Source organism: Arthrobacter sp. 9MFCol3.1 (genome assembly GCF_000620385.1).
In the GTDB taxonomy this organism is placed as follows: Bacteria; Actinomycetota; Actinomycetes; order Actinomycetales; family Micrococcaceae; genus Arthrobacter.
Map to the genome: position 1 here is coordinate 169,689 of NZ_JIBJ01000005.1, position 25,045 is coordinate 194,733.

22 protein-coding genes and 2 tRNA genes are annotated in these 25,045 nt (G+C 68.7%); 15 read left to right on the top strand and 9 right to left on the bottom strand.

Annotation, left to right across the window (positions count from 1 at the left end):
* Positions 1 to 42: 42 nt before the first annotated feature.
* Positions 43 to 321, bottom strand: coding sequence for a putative quinol monooxygenase (locus C560_RS0106005; protein WP_018773585.1), 279 nt, complete (start codon positions 319 to 321; stop codon positions 43 to 45).
* A gap of 111 nt (positions 322 to 432) precedes the next feature.
* Between C560_RS0106005 and C560_RS0106010 the strand changes: the two genes are divergently transcribed.
* Both C560_RS0106010 and C560_RS0106015 read left to right on the top strand, forming a co-directional pair.
* A complete protein-coding gene (locus tag C560_RS0106010) occupies positions 433 to 2,121 on the top strand; it encodes an AMP-binding protein (RefSeq protein WP_026537516.1) in 1,689 nt (562 codons plus the stop codon).
* Positions 2,122 to 2,253: 132 nt separating this feature from the next.
* Entirely contained in the window at positions 2,254 to 3,174 is a 921-nt protein-coding gene (locus tag C560_RS0106015) for a hypothetical protein (protein WP_026537517.1), read from the top strand.
* Between the two features lie 68 nt (positions 3,175 to 3,242).
* On the opposite strand, the gene C560_RS0106020 is transcribed toward C560_RS0106015, so the two are convergent.
* Positions 3,243 to 4,223: a DNA-3-methyladenine glycosylase family protein gene (locus tag C560_RS0106020; RefSeq protein ID WP_026537518.1), complete on the bottom strand. Its 981-nt coding sequence runs from the start codon at positions 4,221 to 4,223 to the stop codon at positions 3,243 to 3,245.
* Between the two features lie 164 nt (positions 4,224 to 4,387).
* On the opposite strand from C560_RS0106020, the gene C560_RS0106025 reads away from it, so the two are divergent.
* Entirely contained in the window at positions 4,388 to 4,816 is a 429-nt protein-coding gene (locus C560_RS0106025) for a VOC family protein (protein WP_026537519.1), read from the top strand.
* A 45-nt stretch (positions 4,817 to 4,861) separates the two neighbouring features.
* On the opposite strand, the gene C560_RS0106030 is transcribed toward C560_RS0106025, so the two are convergent.
* Positions 4,862 to 6,055, bottom strand: coding sequence for an SLC13 family permease (locus C560_RS0106030; protein WP_051533033.1), 1,194 nt, complete (start codon positions 6,053 to 6,055; stop codon positions 4,862 to 4,864).
* An 81-nt stretch (positions 6,056 to 6,136) separates the two neighbouring features.
* Here C560_RS0106030 and C560_RS0106035 point away from each other — a divergent pair, with 81 nt between their 5' ends.
* The 6 genes from C560_RS0106035 to C560_RS0106060 all read left to right on the top strand — a co-directional run bounded on the left by C560_RS0106035 (position 6,137) and on the right by C560_RS0106060 (position 13,020).
* Entirely contained in the window at positions 6,137 to 7,522 is a 1,386-nt protein-coding gene (locus C560_RS0106035) for a cystathionine beta-synthase (RefSeq protein ID WP_026537521.1), read from the top strand.
* Between the two features lie 17 nt (positions 7,523 to 7,539).
* Entirely contained in the window at positions 7,540 to 8,754 is a 1,215-nt protein-coding gene (locus C560_RS0106040; protein WP_026537522.1) for a cystathionine gamma-synthase, read from the top strand.
* 95 nt (positions 8,755 to 8,849) lie between these two features.
* Positions 8,850 to 9,371, top strand: a complete 522-nt coding sequence (locus C560_RS0106045) for a winged helix-turn-helix transcriptional regulator (protein WP_026537523.1) — start codon at positions 8,850 to 8,852, stop codon at positions 9,369 to 9,371.
* Positions 9,368 to 10,729, top strand: coding sequence for an MFS transporter (locus C560_RS0106050; protein ID WP_026537524.1), 1,362 nt, complete (start codon positions 9,368 to 9,370; stop codon positions 10,727 to 10,729). Before C560_RS0106045 ends, C560_RS0106050 begins: the two co-directional genes overlap by 4 nt.
* Before the next feature lie 102 nt (positions 10,730 to 10,831).
* Positions 10,832 to 12,196 (top strand): glycosyltransferase 87 family protein, encoded by a 1,365-nt coding sequence (locus C560_RS0106055; protein ID WP_231494281.1) that lies wholly within the window; start codon positions 10,832 to 10,834, stop codon positions 12,194 to 12,196.
* 62 nt (positions 12,197 to 12,258) lie between these two features.
* Positions 12,259 to 13,020, top strand: coding sequence for an SDR family oxidoreductase (locus tag C560_RS0106060; protein WP_026537526.1), 762 nt, complete (start codon positions 12,259 to 12,261; stop codon positions 13,018 to 13,020).
* 94 nt (positions 13,021 to 13,114) lie between these two features.
* On the opposite strand, the gene C560_RS0106065 is transcribed toward C560_RS0106060, so the two are convergent.
* The 5 genes from C560_RS0106065 to C560_RS0106085 form a co-directional block, all read right to left on the bottom strand.
* Positions 13,115 to 13,597, bottom strand: a complete 483-nt coding sequence (locus tag C560_RS0106065) for a hypothetical protein (RefSeq protein ID WP_155855748.1) — start codon at positions 13,595 to 13,597, stop codon at positions 13,115 to 13,117.
* Positions 13,598 to 13,808: 211 nt separating this feature from the next.
* Positions 13,809 to 15,017, bottom strand: coding sequence for an acyl-CoA dehydrogenase family protein (locus tag C560_RS0106070; protein WP_051533034.1), 1,209 nt, complete (start codon positions 15,015 to 15,017; stop codon positions 13,809 to 13,811).
* Between the two features lie 9 nt (positions 15,018 to 15,026).
* The gene (locus C560_RS0106075; RefSeq protein ID WP_026537529.1) at positions 15,027 to 16,559 is read right to left on the bottom strand and encodes an APC family permease; all 1,533 of its coding nucleotides are present in this window, start codon (positions 16,557 to 16,559) and stop codon (positions 15,027 to 15,029) included.
* On the bottom strand, positions 16,556 to 17,767 hold the full coding sequence (locus tag C560_RS0106080; RefSeq protein WP_018773600.1) for a glutathionylspermidine synthase family protein: 1,212 nt from the start codon (positions 17,765 to 17,767) through the stop codon (positions 16,556 to 16,558). The genes C560_RS0106075 and C560_RS0106080 overlap by 4 nt, the downstream gene beginning before the upstream one ends.
* A gap of 2 nt (positions 17,768 to 17,769) precedes the next feature.
* A complete protein-coding gene (locus tag C560_RS0106085) occupies positions 17,770 to 18,363 on the bottom strand; it encodes a hypothetical protein (RefSeq protein WP_026537530.1) in 594 nt (197 codons plus the stop codon).
* Between the two features lie 187 nt (positions 18,364 to 18,550).
* Between C560_RS0106085 and C560_RS0106090 the strand changes: the two genes are divergently transcribed.
* From C560_RS0106090 to C560_RS0106115, 6 genes are all read left to right on the top strand, one after another.
* Positions 18,551 to 19,204, top strand: a complete 654-nt coding sequence (locus tag C560_RS0106090; RefSeq protein WP_026537531.1) for an MOSC domain-containing protein — start codon at positions 18,551 to 18,553, stop codon at positions 19,202 to 19,204.
* A gap of 386 nt (positions 19,205 to 19,590) precedes the next feature.
* A complete protein-coding gene (locus C560_RS0106095) occupies positions 19,591 to 21,717 on the top strand; it encodes a DEAD/DEAH box helicase (RefSeq protein WP_026537532.1) in 2,127 nt (708 codons plus the stop codon).
* A gap of 233 nt (positions 21,718 to 21,950) precedes the next feature.
* Positions 21,951 to 22,022, top strand: a tRNA-Thr gene (locus C560_RS0106100).
* A 62-nt stretch (positions 22,023 to 22,084) separates the two neighbouring features.
* Positions 22,085 to 22,161 (top strand) — tRNA-Met (locus tag C560_RS0106105).
* A gap of 107 nt (positions 22,162 to 22,268) precedes the next feature.
* On the top strand, positions 22,269 to 23,069 hold the full coding sequence (gene yidC, locus C560_RS0106110; RefSeq protein WP_026537533.1) for a membrane protein insertase YidC: 801 nt from the start codon (positions 22,269 to 22,271) through the stop codon (positions 23,067 to 23,069).
* Positions 23,066 to 23,725 carry an NAD(P)H-binding protein gene (locus C560_RS0106115; RefSeq protein ID WP_026537534.1) on the top strand — a complete coding sequence of 220 codons (660 nt, stop codon included), beginning with the start codon at positions 23,066 to 23,068 and terminating at the stop codon, positions 23,723 to 23,725. Before yidC ends, C560_RS0106115 begins: the two co-directional genes overlap by 4 nt.
* A gap of 44 nt (positions 23,726 to 23,769) precedes the next feature.
* On the opposite strand, the gene C560_RS0106120 is transcribed toward C560_RS0106115, so the two are convergent.
* Positions 23,770 to 24,948 carry an ROK family transcriptional regulator gene (locus C560_RS0106120; RefSeq protein WP_026537535.1) on the bottom strand — a complete coding sequence of 393 codons (1,179 nt, stop codon included), beginning with the start codon at positions 24,946 to 24,948 and terminating at the stop codon, positions 23,770 to 23,772.
* Between the last annotated feature and the right edge of the window lie 97 nt (positions 24,949 to 25,045).

Sequence of the window (25,045 nt, forward strand, 5' to 3'; positions counted from 1 at the left end):
GATGGGCGCGGAGTGACCCCGCGTTGTGGTTGGAAGGGTCGGTTAGAGCTTTTCCAGCTTGACCGGCTCGGCCAGCAGTGCGCTGAGGGATTCGTTCAGGTCCTGGACGGCCGTGCCCTTGGAGTGCTTGTCCAGGTCCGCCTGGCTGGCCCACCGCTCGGTCAGGACGAGCTTGTCCTCGCTGGCCTCGGTGAGCTCGTAGCGGATGCAGCCGGGCTCGTTGACCACCTCGTCAATCGCGATGTCCAGGGCGAGCTTCACGCGGAAGAATTCGCCGTCGTTGGGGATGAAAATGGCCTGAAGGTCAACGGGTGCACTCATGGCAATCACCCTACCGGGCCGCCGCACAGGCGCAGGAACATGACCCAAGATTTCATAGGACTTCCAAGCTTTGCTCTTCTTTTGCCTCCGCACTGTTGGTAGCGTCACACCATGCTTGCTTACACAGCCGGGGACACTGACGTCCCGCTGCTCGAGGAAACCGTTGGCGCGAACTTCGAACGGATCGCGGCGCGGTTCCCGTACCACGATGCCCTGATCGAGGCGGCCGCGGTGCCTGGCGAAGAGGCCCGGCGGTGGAGCTACACCAAGCTCAACGACGACGTCGACCGCCTGGCGCGTGCGCTCCTCGCCTTGGGCGTGGCGCAGGGCGAGCGGATCGGCATCTGGAGCCCCAACTGCGCCGAATGGACCATCCTGCAGTACGCCACCGCGAAGGTCGGGGCGATCCTGGTCAACGTCAACCCCGCCTACCGCAGCCATGAGCTCGAGTTCGTGGTCACGCAGAACGGCATGCGCATGCTGGTCACCGCGCCGTCGGACAGGAACAGCGACTACACCGGGATGGCCCGGCAGGCGCTGGCGGCATGCCCCGACCTGCGCGAGCTGGTCTTCCTCCCGGACGCCGGCCTGGACGGGCTGACCGCCGGCGAGCCCGGCACGGAGGCAGAGCGCACCTATGCCGAGCTGCTCAAGCGGGCCGACGACGTCGGGCACTCCGAGCTCAAGGCGCGGATGGCGGAACTGGACCCGCACGATCCCATCAATCTGCAGTACACCTCCGGCACCACGGGGTTCCCGAAGGGCGCCACGCTGACGCACCACAACATCCTTAACAACGGCTTTTCGATCGGCGAGCAGCTGGGCTACACGGAACACGACCGCGCGGTGATCCCGGTGCCCTTCTATCACTGCTTCGGCATGGTGATCGGGAACCTCGCGGCGCTCAGCCACGGGGCCGCCACCATCATTCCCGGCCGGTCGTTCTCGCCGGCCGCGGCGCTGGAGGCTGTGCAGGACTTCGGCGGAACCTCGCTGTACGGCGTGCCCACCATGTTCATCGCCGAGCTCGCCCTGCCGGACTTCGCCTCCTACGACCTCTCGACACTGCGCACGGGCGTCATGGCCGGCTCGCTGTGTCCCATCGAGGTGATGAACCGGGTCATCACGGAAATGAACATGAAAGACGTCGCCATTTGCTACGGCATGACGGAGACCTCGCCAGTGTCCACGATGACCCGGAGCGTGGACACCATGGCCCAGCGCACCGAGACCGTGGGCCGGACCATGCCGAACCTGGAGAGCCGGGTCGTGGATCCGGTCACGGGCGAGGTGCTGGAGCGCGGCGGGATCGGCGAACTCTGCACGCGCGGCTACGCCGTGATGCGCGGGTACTGGAACCAGCCGGACAAGACAGCCGAGGCGATCGACGCCGACGCCTGGATGCACACCGGGGACCTCGCCCGGATGGACGCGGACGGGTACATCGTGATCGAAGGCCGGATCAAGGACATGGTGATCCGCGGCGGCGAGAACGTCTATCCGCGCGAAATCGAGGAATTCCTCTACACCCACCCGGATATCCAGGACGTGCAGGTGATCGGTGTCCCGGACGCCAAGTACGGCGAGGAACTGATGGCCTGTGTCATTTTGAAACCCGGGGCCGCGCCGATGGACGCCGCCAGCCTGGCCGAGTTCTGCCGCGGCAAGCTGGCGCACTACAAGATTCCGCGCTACGTCGATGTCCGGGAGAGCTTCCCGATGACTGTCTCCGGCAAGATCCGCAAGGTGGACATGCGCCAGGAGGCCGCGGCCCGGCTGGGCCTCCAGACCGGCGCTTAACAGCAACGCGGGGTCACTTACGGCCCATCCGGAGGCTCGGGATGGGCCGTAAGTGACCCCGCGTTTTGGCGATTCCTGAGGTCCTGTGGATAACCTCAGCGCCGAGGCTGATCCGCGGTCACAATGGTGCGCATGGTTCGCATCGTGCCTCTCCCCGGAAACCTCGTCCAGACACCGTTCACCGTGTATGAGTCACGCGCGCTGGGCGTCCGGCCCAAACGTCTGCGGGCCCAGGATTTGTCCGACGGCGGCCGCCTTATCTATCTGCCCGCCGGCCGGCACCTTGCGATCGCCGAACGGGCCCGGGTCCTCGCCGCCGCCACCCCTGGCGCCTGGGTTTCCCACGAAACCGCGGCAGTGCTGACCAGCCTCGGACTGCCACCGTGGATGGGCGAGTGCCCGACCATCCACCTCAGCAAGCCCCATGAACTGCCCAGGGTCCGCCGGGCCGGGGTCACGGGCCACCGCGTGCGGTGCATCCCCGGCGAGCTGACCGAGGTCGACGGCATCCCGGTCACCGCACCACCCCGGACCTGGCTGGATCTGGCGGCGGTACTGCCGCTCAACTACCTCATTGCCTTGGGCGACCAGCTCATCCGGCAGCCCCGGCCCAGCCTCGAGCTGAGGTCGGAACCTTACGCCTACAAGGACGGCCTGCGGCTGCTGATCCGCCAGCATCCCAACATGAAGGGCGTCGAGAAGGCCCGGCTGGCCCTGGAGGAGATGCGGGTGGGGGCGGACTCCTTCCCGGAGACCTTCCTGCGGCTGGCGTTGCTGGATGCGCGTCTGCCGGAACCGGAGCTGCAACTGCGGCTTGATCCGGATGACCGGCGCTCGCCGGCTGCAGATTTGGGTTACCGGAGATTCCGGATTGCCGTCCAGTACGACGGCGCTCCTCACCTCACCCGGGAACAGCAGTCGAAGGATAATCGTCGCGACGAGGCCTTCCGCTGCGCGGGTTGGGCGTACTTCAAAGCCAACGCCGATGACCTCGCAGAGGGTTTCGAGTCCATGATCGCCAGGATCAAGCGGTCGAGAATCCGCCCGGCCTGAGACAACGCGGGGTCACTTAGCGCCCATGAAAGCGCGGCGGATGGGCCGTAAGTGACCCCGCGTTGCTTTCAGTGGCCGCGGTGGTCCTGGATGGTCATGCGCGGGCCGAAGGTCGGTTTCCGGAAGCCGCTCAGCCCGAGCATCCTGACCACCCGCTGCCGGTGCCCCGCCCAGGGGGCCAGCAGCCTGAGCATGCCGGCGTCGTCCGTCCTGCGGCCGGTCAGGGCGGCGCCGACGTAGGCCGCAAGGTGGTAGTCGCCCACCGAAATCGAGTCCGGGCAGCCGTGCGTGCGCTGCACCACCTCCGCCGCCGTCCACACCCCGATTCCGGGCAGGGTCTGCAGCTTGGCCGACGCCTCCGCGGCGGGGAGGGCGGCGAGCCGTTCCAGCGCGGTGGCGTAGCGCAGCGCCCGCATGACAGTGCCCGAACGCTGCGGGCCCACGCCGGCCTTGTGCCATTCCCAGGACGGGATGTGCAGCCACTGCGCTGCCGTCGGCTGGACCAGGAGATTGGCGGGCGCGACGGTGCCGGCACCCGGAGCCGCCGTCCCGAAGCGGTACATCAGGTAGCGGTACCCGCGGCGGGCCTCGATAACGGTGACCTTCTGCTCGAGGATGGTCGGCACCAGTGAGTCGATCATCCGCCCGGTTGCAGGCAGCCGGATCGCGAGGTTCCGGCGTCGGGCTTCAACCACCATGCGCGGGAGGGTGGCGTGGAATGCGGGCTCGTCGAAGCCGGACCAGTCGTCCTCGTTCCCGAGCATGCGCGGGACGGAACCGACGGCGTCCTCCGCTCCGGGACCCCAGGCCTGCGCGTCCACGGCAGGGTCCGCCCGCGTCCCGGCCGTTGCCAGGCGCAGCGTGGCCGGACCGTGCGGCGTCGTGAACGCGAACCAGATCCCGTCCGGGGCGGTGCGGATGGACGGGTCGCCGTGGCCGCGCAGCAGCGTGCCGATGGTTTGCATCAAGTCGAACGGGCCGCCCGGGTGCCACCGCAATGAGGCGTCCGCCGCGGCGGCAAGGCCTGCGGGGGCGTCTGCAAGGCTCATTCGAATATGTTCCCACGGCCCGCTGACAGCGGAGGCATCCGCGGCAAGGACGCCCGGGCCGTAGGGCCCTTAACCTCCGCCGCTGCCGGGGCTAAAATCCGGCTGTGGCGTGGTGTGTCCGCGCCCGCCTCTTGGCCCCGAATCCTTGTTCTTAGGAGAGTGTGATGGCTGGTGGAGTGGTGCATTTCGAAATCCCCGCAGACGACGAGGGCCGCGCACGGGAGTTCTACAGTTCGGCGTTCGGCTGGGAGCTAAGCCAGGTGCCGGAGATGAGCTACGCCATGATCAAGACGACGCCGACGGATGCCAGCGGCATGCCCTCCGTACCGGGCTCCATCAACGGCGGCATGTTCCGCCGCGAAGGCGACCTCACATCCCCCGTGGTCACGGTGGACGTCGATGACATTGACGCGGCGCTGGAGAAGATCAAGTCCCTGGGCGGCAGCACAGTCTTGCCGCGGGAGGCGATCGGCACCATGGGCTGGGCCGCCTACTTCCGGGACACCGAAGGCAATGTGGTCGGTCTCTGGCAGAGCGCCCCGCGTGAGGGCGGCGCCGGGGCAGCGAACGCCGGGAACGACATCGGCGCCTGACGCGGCGACGCGGCCGCGGGGCAGCCGGGCCTCAGTACGTCCACCTCACTGCATCCCGGTGGTGAGCCACAGCGCCACGACCGCCAACGGGACGGTGAGGACGACGGCGGCCACACCGGCCAGGGCGAAGCCTCCCCACCGGATCTCGACGTTCAGGGAGCGGAGCCGTTCGTGCCACAGCAGCGTGGCCAGGGACGCCCACGGGGTCACCAGCGGGCCCAGGTTCACGCCGATCAGCAGGGCAGCCAGCCGGGCCGGGGAGCCGCCCACGGGTTCCAGGGCCAGATAGGCGGGGAGGTTGTTGACCGCGTTGGCTGCCCCGGTGCCCAGGCCGGCGAGCTGCAGGAGCGCCGGCAGGCTCTCGCCCGTGCCGGCGATCCCGGTCAGGAACTGGGTGAGCCCGTTGGCGTGCAGGGTCTCCACCACCATGAACAGCCCGGACGTGAGCATCAGCGGGCGCCACGGAATCATGGACCAGCGCAGGGCGGACCGCCGCCGCCAGAGGAAAAGCAGGAGCAGGGCCGCAGCCGCCGCGAGCGCCGGGATCTGCACCGGCACCCCGGACACAAGCGCCGGCAGCAGGACCACCATGACCCCCGATGCCGCGTACAGCAGCACGCGGTCCCGGACCTTATGGACGGGCTGGGGGCCGTACTTGCCGCGCAGGTCCTTCCGGAATGCCAGCCACAGGAGCACCAGCGGCACGAGGATGCCCACCAGGGCCGGGGCCCACACGAGCGAAGCGAACGCGGCAGGGCTGAGGTTGAGCCGCTCCTGCGCGAGCAGGTTGGTCAGGTTGGAGACCGGCAGCAGCAGCGAGGCCGTGTTCGCCAGCCACACCGTGGTCAGCGCGAACGGCAGCGGCGGAATGCGGGCGTGAATGGCCAGCAGTACGACGACGGGGGTCACCAACACCGCCGTCGTATCCAGCGACAGGAACACCGTGGAAACGGTGGCGAGGGCGATCGCGAGGAACCACAGCAAGAGGACCCGGCCGCGGCCCAGGGCGGCCAGCCGCTCCGTGACGACGCGGAAGAGCCCGGCCTCATCCACCAGCTCGGTGACAAGGGACATCGCGACCACGAACGCCAGTATCGGCACGGTGCGTGCTGCCAGCGCCTGGAAGGCGGGGACCGGCAGCAGCCCGGACGCCAGCGCCGCGCACCCGGCCAGCAGCATGCCCGCGGGCAGCGCATAGCTCCTGAACTTCTTCAGCCGGGCGATCCTCTTCACCGCCATATCCTCCCATCTGCCAGGGCCGTCGCAGCGCCGCGGCCGCGCCGACGTGCCCGCCGCGCCGGAGACGGTAACTTTGTACCTATGAAGTACGCCCAGTCCGTCCTGGACCTCATTGGCCATACGCCGCTCGTCAAACTCAACCACGTGACCGATGGCATCGCAGCCACGGTCCTGGTGAAGCTCGAATACCTGAACCCCGGCGGTTCGATCAAGGACCGCATTGCGGTCAAGATGATCGAGGAGGCCGAACGAACGGGCCAGCTCCTGCCCGGCGGCACGATCGTGGAGCCCACCTCGGGCAACACCGGCGTCGGTTTGGCGCTCGTGGCGCAGCAGAAGGGCTACCGCTGCATCTTCGTCGTGCCGGACAAGGTCGGCGAGGACAAGAGGGCCGTGCTCCAGGCCTACGGCGCGGAAGTGGTGGTCACGCCCACCGCCGTCCCGCCGGACAGCCCGCAAAGCTACTATGGCGTCTCCGACCGGCTCGTGACCGAAATCCCGGGGGCCTACAAGCCGGACCAGTTCTCCAACCCCGCCGCCCCGGCCAGCCACTACGAAACCACGGGCCCTGAGATCTGGCACGACACCGACGGCCGCATCACGCACTGTGTGATCGGCGCCGGGACCGGCGGCACGATCACCGGCACCGGCCGGTACCTCAAGGAAGTCTCCGCCGGGCGGACTGGGGCCGAGGGCGGCGTCGTGAAGATCATCGGCGCGGATCCCGCCGGCTCGGTGTACTCCGGCGGCACGGGCCGCCCGTACTTTGTCGAGGGCGTCGGGGAGGACATGTGGCCGGCCAACTATGACAAGTCCGTCCCGGACGACGTCATTGCCGTCAGCGACGCTGACTCCTTCGCCATGACGCGCCGGCTGGCGCGCGAGGAAGGCCTGCTGGTGGGCGGGTCCTCGGGCATGGCCGTCGTGGCCGCCCTGGAGGTCGCCAAGGACCTCCCGGCCGACGCCGTCGTCGTGGTCATCCTGCCGGACTCCGGCCGCGGCTACCTGGCGAAGATCTTCAACGACCAGTGGATGCGCTCCTACGGCTTCCTGGCCGGCGGGGACGAAGCGTCGGTGGGCGAGATCCTCAAGGCCAAGACCGGTGAACTCCCGGACCTCGTGCACATCCACCCGAACGAGTCCGTCCGCGATGTCATCAACATCATGAACGAGTACGGCGTCTCGCACATCCCCGTCCTGTCGCAGGAACCGCCCGTCGTCATGGGCGAGGTGCTGGGCGCTGTGGACGAACGCACCCTCACGGCCAAGCTCTTCCGCGGCGAGGCCAAACTCTCGGACAAGATCTCCGAACACATGGAGGCCCGGCTCCCCGTGATCGGCTCGCTCGAATCGATCTCGACCGCCCGCGAACTCCTCTCCGATGCCGACACCCTCATGGTGACGTTTGTCGGCGCTCCGGTGGGGATCCTGACCCGCCACGACCTCCTCGCGTACCTCAGCAACTGACCAGTTCAAGGAGTCCCATGTCTGTGCCTGAAAGCCCGTCCTCGAAAAACCAGGGTTTCAACACCCGCGCCATCCACGCCGGCCAGGCGTTTGAGCCCCGCACCGGGGCGGTGGTGCCCCCCGTGCACTTCTCCTCGACCTATGCCCAGGACGGCATCGGCGGGCTGCGGGCCGGTTACGAATACGGCCGGGGCACCAACCCCACCCGTGACTCGCTGCAGGAGCAGCTGGCGGCCCTGGAAGGCGGCAGCGCCGCGTTCTCCTTTGGCTCCGGCCTGGCCGCCGAGGACTCGATGATCCGCGCCCTCACCCGCCCCGGTGACCACATTGTGCTCGGCAACGACGCCTACGGCGGCACGTACCGGCTCATCAGCCGGGTTCTGGGGGAGTGGGGCATCGGCAACACCCCGGTGGACATGTCCGACCTCGACGCCGTCGCAGCCGCCGTCGCGGCAGGCGGCGGCTCCGGAGTCGCAGCCGGCGGCAAGACCCGCCTGGTGTGGGTGGAGACCCCGTCGAACCCGATGATGAAAATCACCGACATCGAGGCGCTCGCGAAGGTGGCGCACGACGCCGGCGCGCTCCTCGTGGTGGACAACACCTTCGCCTCCCCGTACCTGCAGACCCCGCTCGCCCTCGGCGCCGATGTGGTGGTGCATTCCACCACCAAGTACATCGGCGGCCACTCCGACGTCGTCGGCGGCGCGATCGTGGTCAACGACCCGGAACTGGCGGAGAAGATCGGCTTCGTCCAGTTCGCCGTCGGCGCCGTGTCCGGGCCGATGGACGCCTTCCTCACCACCCGCGGCCTGAAGACCCTCGGCGTGCGCATGGACCGGCACAGCGACAACGCCCAGGCCGTGGCCGAATGGCTGCTGCAGCGCCCCGAGGTCGAGGCCGTGCTCTACCCGGGCCTGCCTACCCACCCGGGCCACGAGCTGGCCAGGAAGCAGATGAAGAAGTTCGGCGGCATGATCTCCGTGCAGTTCAAGGGCGGCGAGGCCGCGGCGCGCAAGGTGGCCGAGTCGACCTCCGTGTTCACCCTGGCCGAATCCCTGGGCGGGATCGAATCGCTCATGAACTACCCGTCCGAAATGACCCACGCCTCGGTCAAGGGCACCGAACTGGCGGTCCCGGTCAACCTGATCCGGCTCTCATGCGGCATCGAGGACGTGGAGGACCTGATCGCCGACCTCGACGCCGCGATCTCCTCCCTGCCCGCCGCCAGCTAGCCGCACCCGCAGCTGATGCGCAGCTGACCAGGCGCCCGCATCCTTCCGTCGGACTACCCTAGCTTTCTCTAAGAGAGTCAGCTAGGGTGGTCCGCATGGCACTTCGATCGGACTGGTCCCAGCGGACCTGCAGCATGGCCCGCGGCCTCGACATCCTGGGCGATCCCTGGAGCGTGCTGGTCCTGCGCGAGGTGTTCTTCGGCAACGGCCGCTTCGAGGCCATGAAGGCCCGGCTGGGGGCGGCCGATTCCGTCCTCACCAAGCGGCTCGCCGGGCTCGTCGCCGCCGGGCTGCTCACCCGGCGGCCCTACGACGACGGCGGCCGCACCCGCCAGGAATACGTCCTCACCGCCATGGGCGAAGACGCCCTGCCGGTGCTCAACGCCGTCGTGATCTGGGCCGAAAAGCATCTCCCGGCCCCGTCCGGGCAGGCCCACATGTTCGTCATCCACAGCGGCTGCGGGGAGAGGACCTCCTCGGCTGACACGTGCACGGCCTGCGGGGAACCGCTGACGGCCGCCAACACGAGCTGGCACAGCCTTTCCCGCACCACGGACCCCGTGCCGCTGTCCTCGGCCGGCACCGGGACCCCTGTCCAGAACGGAACCGCCGCATGAGTGCCCCCGAAACCACCCTGACCCCGGCGCCGGTCCGCCGCCGCATCCACCCGGCGTGGATCGTTGCCGCCGTGGCGTTCCTCGCGCTCGTCGGCGCGGCAGGGTTCCGGGCAGCCCCGGGTGTGCTCATGGTGCCGCTGCAGAACGAGTTCGGCTGGTCCACCACCGTGCTCTCCGCCGCGGTCAGCATCAACCTGGTGCTTTTCGGGCTCACGGCGCCGTTTGCGGCAGCGCTCATGGAACGCTTCGGCATCCGCGCCGTCACGGCCGTGGCCCTGGTGCTGATCGGCGCCGGCAGTGCGCTGACAGTGCTCGTGACCCAGTCCTGGCAGATCTTGTTGACGTGGGGGCTGCTGATCGGGCTCGGCACCGGGTCCATGGCGCTGGTCTTCGCCGCGACCATCGCCAACACCTGGTTCGCCAAGAGCCGCGGCCTGGTCATCGGCATCCTCACCGCCGGCAGCGCCGCCGGACAGCTCGTGTTCCTGCCCTTCATCGCGGCCCTGGCCCAGGACCCGGGCTGGCGGCAGGCTTCGCTGCTCATCGGTGCCGGCGCGCTGGCCGTGGTGCCGCTGGTGCTGATGTTCCTGAAGAACTCCCCGGCCGAGGTTGGCGTACTGCCCTACGGGGCGACGCCGCCGGCCGCCGACCCGAACGCCGCCAAGGAGTCCAGCGGGCCCGAACCGACGGGACCGGCCGCCGGGCAGGACACGCAGGAGCCCCGCCGGAACGCCGCGGTCCGTGCCCTGCAGGTCCTCAAACGGGCCAGCAAAGTGCGTACCTTCTGGGCCCTGGTGGCCGGCTTCGCGATCTGCGGCGCGACGACCAACGGGCTGATCGGCACCCACTTCATCCCCTCCGCCCACGACCACGGCATGCCCGAAACCACCGCGGCGGGCCTGCTCGCCGTCGTCGGCCTCTTCGACATCATCGGCACCATCGCCTCCGGGTGGCTGACGGACCGCTTCAACCCCCGGATCCTGCTCGCCGTGTACTACCAGTTCCGCGGGATCGGGCTGCTGGTCCTGCCGCTGCTGCTCAGCGCCACCGTCCAGCCCAGCATGATTGTGTTCGTGGTCATCTACGGCCTGGACTGGGTCGCCACGGTCCCGCCGACCGCCGCGATCTGCCGCCAGGTGTTCGGTGCCGACGGGAGCGTCGTGTTCGGCTGGGTGTTCGCGGCCCACCAGCTCGGCGCGGCCGCCGCGGCCCTGGCGGCCGGGGCGGTCCGGGACGCCACCGGCCAGTACACGTATGCCTGGTTTGCCGCCGCTGCCATGTGCACCATCGCCGCCGTCATCAGCGCCACCATCCGCAAGGACGCCCGGAAGCCGGAGTCCGTCCCCGTCCCGGCGTAGCTGTTCTGTAGACTGACCCGACAGCGAGGGCGCGTTTGCGCCGCCCTGGACGGAACCGACCAAACGGCCAGCGTCTACACCAGCAGCCCGATGGGGGAATTCATGTCAGTGCCCGCTTCAGACCACAGCCCGGCGCGGCACTCACCCGTCGTGCATCTGTTCCGGCTCTCCGTCATCCTGGCCATCGCCGCGGTGGGCTACTTCATCTGGATCTCGCTCGGAGTCTGGGGCAAGCACGGCCTGGACTTCAGCGTCTACTGGTACGGCGGCAAAATCCTCAACGACGCCGGCGCGGCACCCTCAGCCCTGTATGCGGGCAACGTGGACTGGGCCGGCGGACCGACGCTGATGTTTACCTACCCGCCGTTCGCCGCCATCCTCTTCAGCCTTTTGGCCCGGCTGCCCCTGGCGGCGGCGCTGACCCTGTTCAACGCCGCCGGCGCCGGCGTGGCGGTCCTGGCCGCGGTCCGTACGGTCCGGTACTGGAACGCGAAAGCCTCCTGGCGCGACACCTTCCGGGCTCCGGGCAACGGCTGGGCCGCCGCCGTCCTGGTCCTGGCGGTCCTGAACCTGGGACCCTGGCGCGAGACCCTGGTGTTCGGTCAAATCAACGCCCTGCTGATGGGCCTGATCGCAGTGGACCTGCTGGCCCGCAACCGGCGCTGGGCCCGCGGTTTCCCGGGCAGCGGCTTCATGGTGGGCGTCGCGGCCGGCATCAAGCTGACACCCCTGGTGTTTGGGCTCTACTACCTGGTCCGCAAGGACTGGCGCGGGCTGGGCAATATGGCCGCCGGCTTCTCCGCCACCGTGGTGGCCGGCTGGCTGCTCCGGCCCGTCGAATCCCTGCAGTTCTGGCTCCAGATGCTGCCGGACACCTCCCGGATGGGCGGAGCGGGCTATGTGGACAACCTGTCCATTAAGGGCGCCCTGCTGCACTTCGGTGTCCCGGAAGCGCACGTCACCGTGCCATGGCTGCTGCTGAGCCTGGCGGTTGTGGCCGTGGGTGCCGCCGTGATCAAGGCCGCCAGCGATCAGGGCGCCCGCGTCGTGGCCGTATCGGCGACGGCGCTCACCATGCTGCTGATCAGCCCGGTCTCGTGGTCCCACCACTGGGTGTGGGTCGCGGCGGTCTTTCCGGCTTTCGCCTGGACCCTGCGGGAAGCTCCGCGCCGGTACGTCGGGATGCGCTGGACCATGGGAGGCGTGCTGGGCCTGTCGATCCTCGTGTTCCTGTTCTCGCCCAAGACCATCGGCACGGCCCTCGGCGCCGAAAACCTCGACATCCAGACGCCCGGGGTGTGGATCATGGCCTCCAGCGCCGGCGTCTTCTGCGCCCTGGCCCTGCTGGTGTGCTGGCTTGTGGCCCTCCGGCGGGACCCGCTGGGACCGGAGCCCGACCTTGCCCCCGAACCGGTTGCTGAACGCGACGTCCGGGCCGCCGTCCCCACTTCCTCAGTCTCCTCGTAGGCGCCGGGCGTAGTAGGCCGCGCTGTTAGTAGGCGCCGCCCGCCGCCGCTAGGCTGTTCGGCATGAGTTCCCCTGACACACGTAAGACGGCCCTTGTTACCGGGGTCGGCCGCCTTGCCGGAATCGGCGCAGGCATCGCGCGCCGCCTCGCTGCGGACGGCTGGGACCTCGTGCTGACGTACTGGCAGGACTACGACGCCCGGATGCCGTGGGGAGTCCAGCCGGACGACGTCGAACGCCTCACCGCCGAGCTCCAGGCGACCGGCGCCGCCGTCGTGTCTCTGCCGGCGGATTTCCAGGACCCGCAGGCCGTGGACCGGCTGATGTCCGCCGCCGCGGCGGAGGCCGGAACCCTGCAGGGACTGGTGCTCAGCCACGCCGAATCCGTGGACTCGTCCATCCTGGACACATCCCTGGAGAGCTTCGAGCGGCACTTTGCGGTCAACACCCGGGCCAGTTGGCAGTTGATTGCCGCATTCGCCCGGCAGGCCGGTCCCGACGGCGGGGCCATCGTGGCGCTGACCAGCGACCACACCGCCTTCAACCTGCCCTACGGGGCATCAAAGGGCGCCCTGGACCGCATCGTGATTGCCGCGGCCCGGGAGCTCGGCCCCTTGGGGGTCAGCGCCAACGTCCTGAACCCGGGACCGGTGGATACCGGCTGGATGGATGAGCCGCTCCGTGACGAACTGGCCCGGCGGCACCCCGGCGGCCGGCTGGGCACCCCGGCGGACGTGGCCGGCACCGTCGCGTTCCTGCTCTCGCCCGAGGGCCGCTGGATGTCCGGGCAGCTGGTCAAAGCCGACGGCGGATTCTCCGCCTGAGGGACCCTGACCCCGCCTGATCGGAAGCCGGGCTGGCATGACACGTCACGTCCGGTGTGGTGATGGGACAGCATCCGGTGGCGGCCGGATCCGGTCAGCCGGCGCTCAGCCGGGCGAGGGCTGTTGCCAGGTCCGTGGCGGCGCCCTGGAGGAGGCAGGCCGTCTCCCGTGCCCGGGCGTTGCGTCCGGACCGGAGGTCGGCATCAATGAGGTCGGCGATGAGTTCGAGCCGGCACGCACCGGCCTTGGCTGCGGACCAGGACAGGCTTTGGGCGGCGAGGCGTGCGTCCTCCCAGTCCCCGGCGGCCAAGGCCTGGTGGATCTTTTCGACCCGGTGGGGAAGCATGAGCTGGAATGTGCTGACGAAGTCGTGGAACCTCCAGGACTGGAGCGTCCCTGTGCTCTCCTGAAGTCGGTTGCGGTCCAGGACGAGTGCCGCGCTGATGCGGGCGCGGTACCGGCGGGGTCGCTGGCCAGCGGCGGAAATGTCCCGGTCGTTCACGCCCGCGCTGGCCGTGGCGTGACGTGCCGGGAGAAGCCGAAGCGTCCACGCGGCTGGCTTTGCGTTGAGAGTCATGATGTCCCCCTTTACTTCGCAGCCTGCCCGACCCGCCGGGCATTTGGCTGCCGCCGGTCCGGTGGCGATGGCACCACTGTACGAATGCGCCCCAGGGAGAACACGAGTGCTGGCTACCCGAAAACCGGGCAGACACCACTTGTTTCCCTTGCCTCATCCGTATCGCGCGACCGGTCTGACCGGGAAACACTGACGCGAAATGCCCCCGGGCTTAGCGGAAGGCGGGGAGACCCGTGATGTGCTGGCCCAGGATCAGGGTGTGGACCTCGTCGGTGCCTTCGTAGGTGCGGACCGATTCCAGGTTGGCGGCGTGCCGCAGCGGGGAATGGTCCAGCGTGATGCCGTTGCCGCCCAGAATGGTGCGCGCCTCCCGGGCAATGGCGAGCGCTTCCCGCACGTTGTTCAGCTTGCCGAGCGAGATCTGCTCCGGACGCAGCCTGCCGGCGTCCTTGAGCCGGCCCAGGTGCAGGGCCACGAGCGTGCCCTTCTGGATCTCCAGGACCATGTTCACGAGTTTCTCCTGCGTCAGCTGGTACCCGGCCAGCGGCTTGCCGAACTGCAGCCGCTCCTGGGAGTAGGCCAGGGCAGCCTCGTAGGAATCCCGGGCGGCACCCATCGCACCCCACGCGATCCCGTACCGGGCCTCGTTGAGGCAGGAGAACGGGCCGCGCAGCCCGCGCGCCGCCGGCAGCAGCGCCTCCGGGCCCAGCCGGACGGCGTCGAACGTGATGTCGCACTGAATGGAGGCGCGCATCGAGAGCTTCTGACCGATCGGCGTCGCGGTGACGCCCGCGGTGCCGGCGGGGACGAGGAAGCCGCGCACGCCGTCGTCGGTCATGGCCCACACCACCAGCACGCCCGCCACGGAGGCGAGCCCGATCCACCGTTTGGCGCCGTCCAGGATCCAGCCGGCGTCGTCGCCGGAGCCGTCGCGGCGGGCAAAGGTCTTCATCGAGGCAGGGTCCGAGCCGGCCGTGGGTTCGGTCAGGGCAAACGCGCCGATCAGCTCACCGGCGGCCATCCGGGGGAGCCACTCCTGCTTTTGGTCCTCGGAACCCCACTTGTGGATGGCCGTCATGGCGAGCGAGCCCTGCACGGAGACGAACGTGCGGACGCCGGAATCGCCGGCCTCGAGTTCCATGGCCGCGAGGCCATATTCGACGGCGGAGCGGCCGGGGCAGCCGTAGCCCTCCAGGTGCATGCCGAGCACGCCGAGCTCGCCAAGTTCCGGGGCGAGTTCGAGGGGGAACACGGCGTCCTCGTACCAGCCGGCGATACCCGGCCGGATCCGCTGGTTCGTGAAATCGCGGACGCGCTCGCGCACGCTGCGCTCCTCGGCGCTCAGCAGGGAATCGATGGCCAGGACATCGGAGACGTCGGAAAGATTGGCCTCAGTGCTCATGCCAGCTTCGTTGCTCATGCCAGCATCCTACGGCCGCACCTGCAGTGGCTTGCCGGCGGCGGGCTGGTGCTGGAGAAAGTAGCCCCGCGTGGACGGCGCGAAACGGCAGACGGCGGCCAGCGCCACGCCCAGCCCCAGGAGCAGCACGCCACTGATGAAGGCCCCGCCGACGCCGAAGATCTGCGTATCACCGTAGTCCGGATCCCACATCTGCACCGCCGAGACGAAGAATGCCGCAGTCAGCATAAGAGCGCCGAGCAGGGGCATGACGCCGCGGAACCAGAAGTTCCGGGCCGAGCCGCGCAGGGTCGCCCGGAAGTACCAGACGCAGGCGAAACCGGTCAGGGCGTAGTAGAACGCGATGAACAGGCTGATCGAACTGATGGAGTCGGCGAGCAGGTTCCCGCTCAGGACGCTCATCAGGACGTAATAGGCGACGGCCGCGGCACCCATAACCTGGGTGGAATACCCCGGCGTCTGGTGGCGCGGGTGGACCTCGCCGAACCGGCGCGGCACGGCTCCGTGCACGCCCATCGACAAGGCGCCGCGGGCCGTGGGAAGGATGGTGGTCTGGGTTGAGGACAGCACCGACGCCAGGACGGCGACGACGATCAGCCAGCCCCACGGGCCCAGCACCACGTCCTTCATGGCGAGGAAGACATCGTCCTGGTTGGCCTCATTGCCCAGCCCTATGCCTTCCGTGCCCACCGTGGCATACATCATCACCAGGAGGGCCACAGAGACGTAGATCGCCACGAGGACGAGCGCCGAAATGACGGCGCCGCGGCCGGGCGTGGTGGCAGGGTTCTCTGTCTCCTCGTTCACCGCGAGGCAGGTGTCCCAGCCCCAGTAGATGAACAGGGCCAGCAGGGCACCGTGCACCACCGCGCCGGGATCGGCGAACGCACCGGCGGGGTTGAACCACTCAAGGTCGAAGGCTTGGCCGGTGGCCCCGCCGGGCACCCCTCCCGCGATCCGGAAGATGATTGCCATCGCGAAGATGCCCAGCGAGAGGTACTGCACGTAGGTCAGGACCCGCTGGACATGTTCCCCGAGGCGGATGCCGCGGTAGTTCACAAGGGTCATGAACACGATGAACAGCACGCCGGTGGCGGTGACCACGAGGCTGTTCCCGGCCAGCGAACCGTCGCCGATCAGCAGCCACAGGTACTGCCCGGCGACCTGGGCGAGATTGGCCAGGACCACGACGCCGGCCAGGGCCACGCCCCACCCGCCCAGCCAGCCGGCCCAGGGACCGAACGCCCGGCCGGCCCAGATGAAGGTGGTCCCGCAGTCCGGCATGGCGCTGTTGAGCTCACGGAAGGCGAAGGCGATGAAGAGCACGGGCACGAAGCCCAGCAGCAGGATCAACGGAGTGTAGTTGCCGCTCACAGCCACGATCAGTCCCAAGGTCGCCGCGAGCGAATAGACCGGCGCGGTGGAGGCCAGCCCCAGCATGACGGAGTCCCCGAGATCCAGGATCCCGGCGCGCAGTCCCTTGGCGGGAACTGCCGCCTGACCCCCGGGACCGCCGGCCGTCGTCGTGGTTCCGGTGCTCATAGGGCAATACCTGCCTTGCTGGAGTGGGCCTGGTTCGAGGTCGGGGCGGGCGCGTCAATCGTGTTGGGCACGAAGCGGCAGAAGTAGTCGGTGATGGGCCCGTCCGATTCGCGGATGCCGCAACCGACCGATTCGCCGTCGACCACCCAGAGGCCGAGCACCGGGCGGTTGCCGTCGAAATCGGGAAGGGCGTGGAACTGCTGGTAACACCAGCCTTCCCGGCCATAGCCGCCGGGCTGTTCGAGGTCGATGCCGGCGGCGTGGATCCTGATGTTGTCCCCTTCGCGGCCGTGCAGCGGCTTGGCCACCCACTCCTTCAGCGGCCCGGGGCCGTCAAGATAGGCCGGAAGCAGGTTGGGGTGGTCCGGGTACAGGTGCCAGAGCGCCGCGAGCAGGGCCTTGTTGGACAGAAGCATCTTCCAGGCCGGCTCCACCCAGCGCGGATTGTGGGCGCGCTGCAGCAGCCGCTGCCCGAACGGCTCCTTCATCATCAGTTCCCAGGGGTAGAGCTTGAACATGGTGCTGATCATGAAGTTGTCCAGGTCCACGAAACGGTTAAGGTTCGGATCCCAGCCGATGTCGGACATATTGATCCCGATGGTGGTCCAGCCGGCCTGGCTCGCGACGTCCCGCATGTAGGCCGCCGTCATCCAGTCCTCGCCGGATTCTTCCGCCTCGGAGTGGGCGACGTGGAGCGTGCTCATGCCGGTGCGGTACTGCAGCCTCTTCCACTGCCGGATGAGGGCTTCATGGATGCCGTTCCACTGGTCCTTATCGGGAAAGACGTCCTGCAGCCAGAACCACTGGGCCACGGCGGCCTCAATGAGTCCGGTAGGAGTGTCCGCGTTGTACTCCAGCATCTTGGCCGGGCCGCCCCGGCCGTCGTAGACGAAGTCGAAGCGGCCGTAGACGTCCACATCGCCGGCCTGCAGCGATGCGGCCGCCAGTTCCAGTGCCTGCGGCCCGATCCCGATGTTGCCCATGGCGCCGGTGGCGAGGAACTTCGCGGCCTCGAGGCACATGCGGTGCATGTCCTCCGCGGCCTGTTCGAGGGTCTCCACTTCATCCATGGTGAATTCGTAGTAGGCGCCTTCGTGCCAGTACTCGACGTTCGTGCCGTCGGGCAGGGCCGTGGTGGAGAAAACCAGACCCTGTGCTTCAATCCGCTCTTTCCAGTCCGGCCGCGGCGCGGATCCCAGTCGTTTCATCCCTAGCCTCCTGTGCTTCCGCCCTTGGCGCTGCCGCCGAAGCCGCCCCTGCTGACCGTGCCGCCCGTGGGGCTGTACCCCGTGGACGCCTTGGCCCCGGTGGGAACGGTCCTGCTGTAGCTGGGGTAGCCCGACCGGTTCTGGCCCAACCCGGGCACGCTGGCGCCGCGGGAGTAGAAGTACCAGGCGTAGATGCCGGAGCTGCGGCCGTCCGTGCTGCTGTTGTTGCACTGGGCATCATCGACCCGCTCGCCGGTGTCGTCGTTGAAGCACACCTGCGCGTAATCGGCCTCGTCCTCGTTGCTGGCCACCATGGCGGTGATCGTGCCGGCCAGGAGCGCCGTGACGCCCAGCCCGACGACGACGGTACGGCGCTGCAGGCGCTTCTTCCGCGCCGCCGCGCCCGCCAGGCCGCGCTCGCGTTCCAGGGCGAAGGGGTCAATGACGGCGGGGGCCGTGGCGTCTGCCGGAAGTCCCGGCGCGGGCTGGCCGGACTGGTTCTGCAGCTCGGGCCGGAGCTCAGGCTGTGGAATCTGCCACGGAGGCTGCTTCCGGTCCGGCCGCTGCGCGTCCGGGTGCTCGTCGTTTCGGCCCAAATGTGTCCCCTCACGTCTGGCCGCAGGATATCCCGCGGAAGGCTTGCGTGCTTTTCCCGACGCCAGCCTAACCGGCCTCCGGATCCGGGGCGATGGAAAGGGCCGGCCGTGTCTGCAGCGGGCGCGGGGGAAGCGGACCGGCGCTGGGTCCCCGGCCGCGGGCGCGCCGCAGGCCTACACTGGTGCCATGGAAACCGCATCCGTGCTTGCTGTCTGCAGGGTTCACCAGCTGCTCGATGATCCCGGCAGCGTCGGGGTCACCGCGATCGACAAGCGCCCCGTTGATGGACCGGTGAAAGTCCACAAACTTGGCCTGCGCGGCGATGTCCAGGCCAGCAGGATCCACCACGGCGGCGAGGACCAGGCACTCTACGCGTATTCGCAGGACGACGCCGACTACTGGGCCGGCGAGCTCGGGCGGGATATGCCGGCGGGCATCTTCGGCGAAAACCTGCGGATCACGGGCCTCAACGCCTCCACCGCCGTAATCGGCGAACGCTGGAAGATCGGACTGGACGTCGAGGTGGAAGTCACCTCCCCGCGCATCCCCTGCGCCACCTTCCAGCGGCGGATGGGCGAGCCCCACTGGGTCCAGCGGTTCACCGAGGCGGGCCGGGTGGGCACCTACCTCCGGGTGGTCCGGACCGGCAGCATCGAAGCCGGAGACCACATCCACCGGCTCTTTGTCCCCGCCCACGGCGTGACGATCGCCAAGTGGTTCACCGACCCCACCCTGGAGGACATGGAGGCACTGCGCGACGCCGACGCCGACGGCCAGATCCGCCTGCAGCCCGAGTACCACCAGAGGTTCGAGCAGCTGCAGCGCCGTCTCGGGGTCTAGGCGTGGGGGCCGGTGTGCGCAAGCTCACCAGCCGCCGTCGGCCTCTCAATTACCACTGTTCTGTTCGATGCCCTACACTTGAAATATCCCCCACTCCGGAAATCCCTTATTCCTGCCCAATTCTTGAGGCAGGACTGGCAAGTGTTGGGGCCCGCAAATGTGATGCGGGCATTTTCATAGGGAGAGCCGGCAAAAGAAAACGCTGTACAGACTGCTGGGATAGCAGCCAAGAGATGCAGCGGGAAGTCCTGCCACGGGATTGCGAAAGCGCCGGACTTCTGTGACCCGCCGGTCAACCGTACGCCCGGCACTCGTGTCACGCGTACTGCGGCTCCGCTCACCTCGGGTTGTGCCGCTTGGCCCCTATGGATGAGGAAATTTCACCTATGCCCGAAAATCAGAACAACTCCGTCGACACCGAACTCGCCACCGCGACTAGCCAGGGCGACGTCGAGACTTCTGAAACGGCTGCCCCCGCAGCCGGCTCCGCCCCGGAATTCACCGAGGCTCCTGCGAACTTTGTAGCACCGGCCGCCGAGACTGCCGAAGCTGCCCCGCAGGCTGAGACCAAGACCGAGGCCACCTCCGCCCCGGCAAAGGACGAGGACGCCGAGGAAGAAGGCGTCAAGTTCGTAGACCTCGGAATCGATGGCCGTGTCCTCGCCGCCCTGCAGGACGTCGGCTACGAGAAGCCGTCCCCGATCCAGGCAGCAACCATCCCGCTGCTGCTCGAAGGCCGCGACGTCGTGGGCCTGGCCCAGACGGGCACCGGTAAGACTGCAGCATTCGCAGTACCGGCGCTGTCCCGCCTGGCCGAGCTCCACGACCTCAACGGCCCGTCGCGCAAGACCCAGGCCCTGGTGCTGGCTCCCACCCGCGAGCTCGCGCTCCAGGTTGCCGAGGCCTTCACCTCCTACGCCAAGCACATCGACGACTTCACCGTCCTCCCGGTATACGGCGGCTCCGCCTACGGCCCGCAGCTCGCCGGCCTGCGCCGCGGCGCCCAGGTTGTTGTCGGTACCCCCGGCCGCGTCATCGACCACATCGCCAAGGGTTCCCTGGACCTGTCCGAACTCCAGTACCTCGTGCTGGATGAGGCCGACGAGATGCTCCGCATGGGCTTCGCCGAAGACGTTGAGCAGATCTTCCAGCAGACCCCCGCGGGCCGCCAGGTTGCGCTGTTCTCCGCCACGATGCCGAGCCAGATCCGCCGGCTCTCCAAGCAGTACCTGAACAACCCGGCCGAGGTGCAGGTCAAGTCCAAGACCACCACGGGCGCCAACACCCGCCAGCGCTACCTGCAGGTCATGGGCCCGCACAAGCTCGATGCGCTGACCCGCATCCTCGAGGTCGAAGAGTTCGAGGGCGTCATCGCCTTCGTCCGCACCAAGATGGCCACCGAGGACCTCGCCGACAAGCTGCGCTCGCGCGGCTTCCAGGCTGCCGCCATCAACGGCGACATCCCGCAGCAGCAGCGTGAGCGCACGGTCGAGGCCCTGCGCGACGGCAAGATCGACATCCTGGTGGCCACCGACGTTGCCGCCCGCGGCCTGGACGTCGAGCGCGTCAGCCACGTGGTCAACTACGACATCCCGCACGACACCGAGTCCTACGTCCACCGCATCGGCCGCACCGGCCGCGCAGGCCGTTCCGGCGACGCGATCCTGTTCATGACGCCGCGGGAGAAGTACCTGCTGCGTTCCATTGAGAAGGCAACCCGCCAGCCGGTGGAGCAGATGCACCTGCCCACGGCCGAGACCGTCAACACGCTGCGCCTGGGCAAGTTCGCCGAGCGCATCACGGAGACCCTCGCGTCCGAGGACGTTGCAGCGTTCCGGGACCTGATCTCCTCCTACGAGGAAGAGCACAACGTGCCGGCCTCGGAGATCGCCGCCGCACTGGCCGTCATGGCCCAGGGCGGACAGCCGCTGCTGGTCAAGGAACTGCCCGCAGCGCCCGAGTTCCAGAAGCGCGAGCGCTCCAAGGACGGCTTCGGCTCACGCGGCCCGACCCGCACCCTGACCGAGGGCAACGCCACCTACCGGATCGCCGTCGGACGCCGCCAGCGCGTCATGCCGGGTTCCATCGTTGGCGCCATTGCCAACGAAGGCGGCATCTCCTCGGCCCAGATCGGCGGCATCGACATCCGCTCGGACCACTCCCTCGTGGAGCTCCCGGCGGACCTGAGCGCCGATCAGCTCAAGGCACTGTCCCGCACCCGGATCGGCGGCGAGCTGATCCACCTCGAGCTCGACAACGGCCGCAAGCCGGCCGGGGACCGCGGCTCCTACCAGGGCAACCGTGGCGGCGACCGCGGCGGCTACTCCGGCGGCAGCGGCAACTTCAAGGGTAACGGCGGCTTCAAGCGCGAATTCCGCAAGGGCGACGGCGAGCGGTCCTCCGCTGACCGTGGCGGCCGCTCCTTCAGTGAGCGTTCCGAGCAGCGCACCTTCGGCGCGGACACCCGCAAGCCCCGCACCGAGGGCGGCTTCAAGCCCCGCAACAAGTGGTAACCACTAGCACCATCTGAGAACGGGCCGGCTCCCTGAGCCGGCCCGTTCTTGTTTAAGCCGTCCGCCCCCGTGTTCGCTTGGTCACAGCCGCGGCCGCCGGCCGGTCCCGGGAGCCGATCCGGGCTCCCCGGGCCGCCCTGGGAGCCCGGATTTCCGCTGTTTCCGGCCGGTCCGACGTCGTTCGGCCGCCGATTTGTTGGTGGGCGAATCTTCCGGTAGAGTATTTACTCGTTGCCCCCCTAGCTCAGTGGTAGAGCGCGTTCTTGGTAAGAACGAGGTCACCGGATCGATTCCGGTGGGGGGCTCTGAATGAGGGCCTGTGTCAAGGCGGTTTTTGACCGGCTTAGCGCAGGTTTTCCTCATTTACGGCGGTGTAGCTCAGTTGGTTAGAGCGCACGACTCATAATCGTGAGGTCGGGAGATCGAGCCTCCCCACCGCTACCAGATAAGACCCCCGGAATCCGCATGGATTCCGGGGGTTTTTCTGCGTTCAGGCCCGCCCAGGTGTAGCCTCACCGTACCTGTGCAGCATCTGACGGTTGGGGATATCAGTGGACCTTTTTGGCACCATCATGGCCCCGTTCAAATGGCTGGTCTCAGCCATGATGGCGGGCTTCCATGACGGACTCAGCGCCATCGGCATGCCGGCGGCCAGCGGCTGGACGTGGACGCTGTCCATCATCGGGCTCGTGCTGGTCATCCGCGCCGCCCTGATCCCGGTGTTCCTCAAGCAGGTCAACGTCCAGCAGCGCATGAGGCGGTTGCAGCCGGACCTGAAGAAGCTCCAGGACAAGTACCGGGGCAAGACCGATCCGGTTTCCCGCCAGGCCATGGCGCAGGAACAGATGGCCCTCTACAAGGCGCACGGCACCAACCCGTTCTCGGCCTGCCTGCCCCTGCTGATCCAGATGCCCTTCTTCTTCGCGCTGTTCCAGATGCTGTCCGGCATCAGCGCCGCGGCCGGCCAGGGCGAAGGCGTCGGAGCCATGAGCGCCGAGCAGGTCGTGCAGTTCGACCAGTCCACGATCTTCGGCGCCCCGCTCTCGGCCTCGCTGCTGCACGGCGGCGGCGGCAGCCCAGTCTCGGTGTGGGTCCTCTCCATTGCGATGATCCTGGCCATGACGGCCTCGCAGCTGATCACGCAGCGGCAGATCATGGCAAGGACCTTGTCCGACGAGGCTGTTGCGACTCCGCTCATGGCCCAGCAAAAGGTGCTGCTGTACAGCCTGCCGGTCGTCTTCGGGGTGGGCGGAATCGTGTTCCCCATCGGCGTCCTGATCTACTGGACCACCACCAACCTGTGGACCATGGCGCAGCAGTTCGCGCTCCGGTGGGACAGAATGGGACCATGACGCGCATCGCAATCATCGGCGGCCACGGCAAGGTGGCTTTGGAACTGTCCAGGATCCTCGCGGCGGAAGGGCACGGGGTCACCTCCTTTATCCGCAACCCGGACCATGCGGCCGACGTCGCGGCCACAGGCGCCACGCCGGCGTTGCTGGACGTGGAGAACGCGACGACGGCGCAGATCGCCGGAGCCCTCCGCGGACACGACGCCGTGGTGTGGTCGGCCGGCGCCGGCGGAGGCAGCCCCGAGCGGACCTACGCCGTGGACCGCGACGCCGCGATCCGTTCCATGGACGCCGCGGCGGAAGCGGGCGTCAACAGGTACGTCATGGTGTCCTATTTCGGTGCCGGGCCGGACCACGGCGTCCCCGCGGACAACGGCTTCTTCGCCTACGCCGAGGCCAAGGCCGCAGCGGATGAGTACCTGCGCGGTTCAGGCCTTGAGTGGACCGTCCTGGGCCCCGGAACGCTGACCGCGGGACCCGGCAACGGGATGATCGACGTCGACCCCGCCGATGCGTCGGACGGCACCGAAACCGCCCGGGCCAACGTCGCCCTGGTGGCGGCGGCGGTCCTCGGGCTGCCGGCCACGATCGGGCGCACCATCGAGTTCCGGGACGGCACACTCCCGCTCGCGGCAGCGCTGGACCCGTTGGACTAATCCGGCGGGCCGGCCCGCGAAGGGAACGAGCCGGACCCGACCCGTCAGGCCGGGGCGGGGAGGGCCAGCTCCAAGGCATTCGCCTCGACGTAGTCCAGGGCGTGCCGGACCGCGCCTGCCGTGACGATTGCGTCGCCCAGAGGTGAGACCGTCACCCGCGGGGGAGTCGCGGTGAAGCGGGGGAGCAGCGCTGTGATGCCCGGCAGGAGCGCCCCGGCGGACTCGGCGACGGCGCCGCCGATCACCACCTGCTCGGGGTTGATCAGGCTCGCGATCGAGGCGATGACCCGTGCCATGCGCTCCGAAATCCGGTCCAGGATGGCCAGGGCCGCCGCATCACCTGCGGCCGCGTCCGCGAAGACGCGCGGCGCGCTGGCCGGGCCGCCCGCGGAGGGTCCGCCGCCGGCCGCCGACCACTGCCGCACCAGGGCGGCGATGCCGTCGCTGGAACCAACGCCCTCCACCATGTCCAGGTAGCCCATCTCGCCGGCGGCCCCGCCGCGGCCGTGGAGCAGGCGGCCGGATTCCATCACGCCGGCGCCCAGCCGTTCGCCCGCCAGGAGCACCACCAGATCATCGACGCCGACGCCGGACCCGCGCCAGCGCTCACCGAGCGCGGCCAGGTTGGCGTCGTTCTCCAGGAGCACCGTCCAGCCGTGCAGTTCCTTCAGCGCGGAGCGGAGCCCGACGTCGAACAGGCTCCAAAACCGCTGCGTCACCAGAACGTTGCCGTCGCGGTCCACCGGCGCGGCGATTCCGGCGCCGACGGCCAGGACCCTGCCCGGGTCCGCCCCCGCTGCTTCCAAGGCCTGGCGGCAGGCGAGGTCGACGACGCCGATCCGCTCCTGCGCGGGGATGTCCGCCGCGCGGAAGCTCCCGCTGGAACGGCCGATCACCGTGCCGCGGAGGTCGGCCACGGCGGCGGTGGTGGTCGCGGCACCGATGTCCAGGCCCAGCACGAAGCCCGCTTCCCGGTTGAAGGCAAAGCGCCGGGCCGGCCGGCCTTTCCGCGGATTGCCGGGGTCTGTGGGCTGGTCCTGCTCCACGATCCAGCCCCGGCTGATCAGGTCCTCGCAGACGGCGATGACCGAGGCCCGGGTCAGTCCGGTCAGGGCCATCAGCTCGGTTCCGGTGGCAACATCGGCGCCGCGGATGTGGCGCAGCACGGCCTGGGCGTTGACGCGGCGCAGCAGCTGCGGCGTGGCGGCGGCTGCGTGCGGCATCACTTCTTGACCTCTTCTGTCCCCGGACCCATAATTGTTCAGGCAATATATTTAGCTTGTATCTAAATTACCAGAAGCCCTCCCAGACCCGAAGGAA

What these genes read in the sequence shown, in the direction of transcription:
- C560_RS0106005 (WP_018773585.1), bottom strand. Translation starts at nt 321, where the DNA reads ATGAGTGCACCCGTTGACCTTCAGGCCATTTTCATCCCCAACGACGGC.
- C560_RS0106010 (WP_026537516.1), top strand. Translation starts at nt 433, where the DNA reads ATGCTTGCTTACACAGCCGGGGACACTGACGTCCCGCTGCTCGAGGAA.
- C560_RS0106015 (WP_026537517.1), top strand. Translation starts at nt 2,254, where the DNA reads ATGGTTCGCATCGTGCCTCTCCCCGGAAACCTCGTCCAGACACCGTTC.
- C560_RS0106020 (WP_026537518.1), bottom strand. Translation starts at nt 4,223, where the DNA reads ATGAGCCTTGCAGACGCCCCCGCAGGCCTTGCCGCCGCGGCGGACGCC.
- C560_RS0106025 (WP_026537519.1), top strand. Translation starts at nt 4,388, where the DNA reads ATGGCTGGTGGAGTGGTGCATTTCGAAATCCCCGCAGACGACGAGGGC.
- C560_RS0106030 (WP_051533033.1), bottom strand. Translation starts at nt 6,055, where the DNA reads ATGGCGGTGAAGAGGATCGCCCGGCTGAAGAAGTTCAGGAGCTATGCG.
- C560_RS0106035 (WP_026537521.1), top strand. Translation starts at nt 6,137, where the DNA reads ATGAAGTACGCCCAGTCCGTCCTGGACCTCATTGGCCATACGCCGCTC.
- C560_RS0106040 (WP_026537522.1), top strand. Translation starts at nt 7,540, where the DNA reads ATGTCTGTGCCTGAAAGCCCGTCCTCGAAAAACCAGGGTTTCAACACC.
- C560_RS0106045 (WP_026537523.1), top strand. Translation starts at nt 8,850, where the DNA reads ATGGCACTTCGATCGGACTGGTCCCAGCGGACCTGCAGCATGGCCCGC.
- C560_RS0106050 (WP_026537524.1), top strand. Translation starts at nt 9,368, where the DNA reads ATGAGTGCCCCCGAAACCACCCTGACCCCGGCGCCGGTCCGCCGCCGC.
- C560_RS0106055 (WP_231494281.1), top strand. Translation starts at nt 10,832, where the DNA reads ATGTCAGTGCCCGCTTCAGACCACAGCCCGGCGCGGCACTCACCCGTC.
- C560_RS0106060 (WP_026537526.1), top strand. Translation starts at nt 12,259, where the DNA reads ATGAGTTCCCCTGACACACGTAAGACGGCCCTTGTTACCGGGGTCGGC.
- C560_RS0106065 (WP_155855748.1), bottom strand. Translation starts at nt 13,597, where the DNA reads ATGACTCTCAACGCAAAGCCAGCCGCGTGGACGCTTCGGCTTCTCCCG.
- C560_RS0106070 (WP_051533034.1), bottom strand. Translation starts at nt 15,017, where the DNA reads ATGAGCAACGAAGCTGGCATGAGCACTGAGGCCAATCTTTCCGACGTC.
- C560_RS0106075 (WP_026537529.1), bottom strand. Translation starts at nt 16,559, where the DNA reads ATGAGCACCGGAACCACGACGACGGCCGGCGGTCCCGGGGGTCAGGCG.
- C560_RS0106080 (WP_018773600.1), bottom strand. Translation starts at nt 17,767, where the DNA reads ATGAAACGACTGGGATCCGCGCCGCGGCCGGACTGGAAAGAGCGGATT.
- C560_RS0106090 (WP_026537531.1), top strand. Translation starts at nt 18,551, where the DNA reads ATGGAAACCGCATCCGTGCTTGCTGTCTGCAGGGTTCACCAGCTGCTC.
- C560_RS0106095 (WP_026537532.1), top strand. Translation starts at nt 19,591, where the DNA reads ATGCCCGAAAATCAGAACAACTCCGTCGACACCGAACTCGCCACCGCG.
- C560_RS0106115 (WP_026537534.1), top strand. Translation starts at nt 23,066, where the DNA reads ATGACGCGCATCGCAATCATCGGCGGCCACGGCAAGGTGGCTTTGGAA.
- C560_RS0106120 (WP_026537535.1), bottom strand. Translation starts at nt 24,948, where the DNA reads ATGCCGCACGCAGCCGCCGCCACGCCGCAGCTGCTGCGCCGCGTCAAC.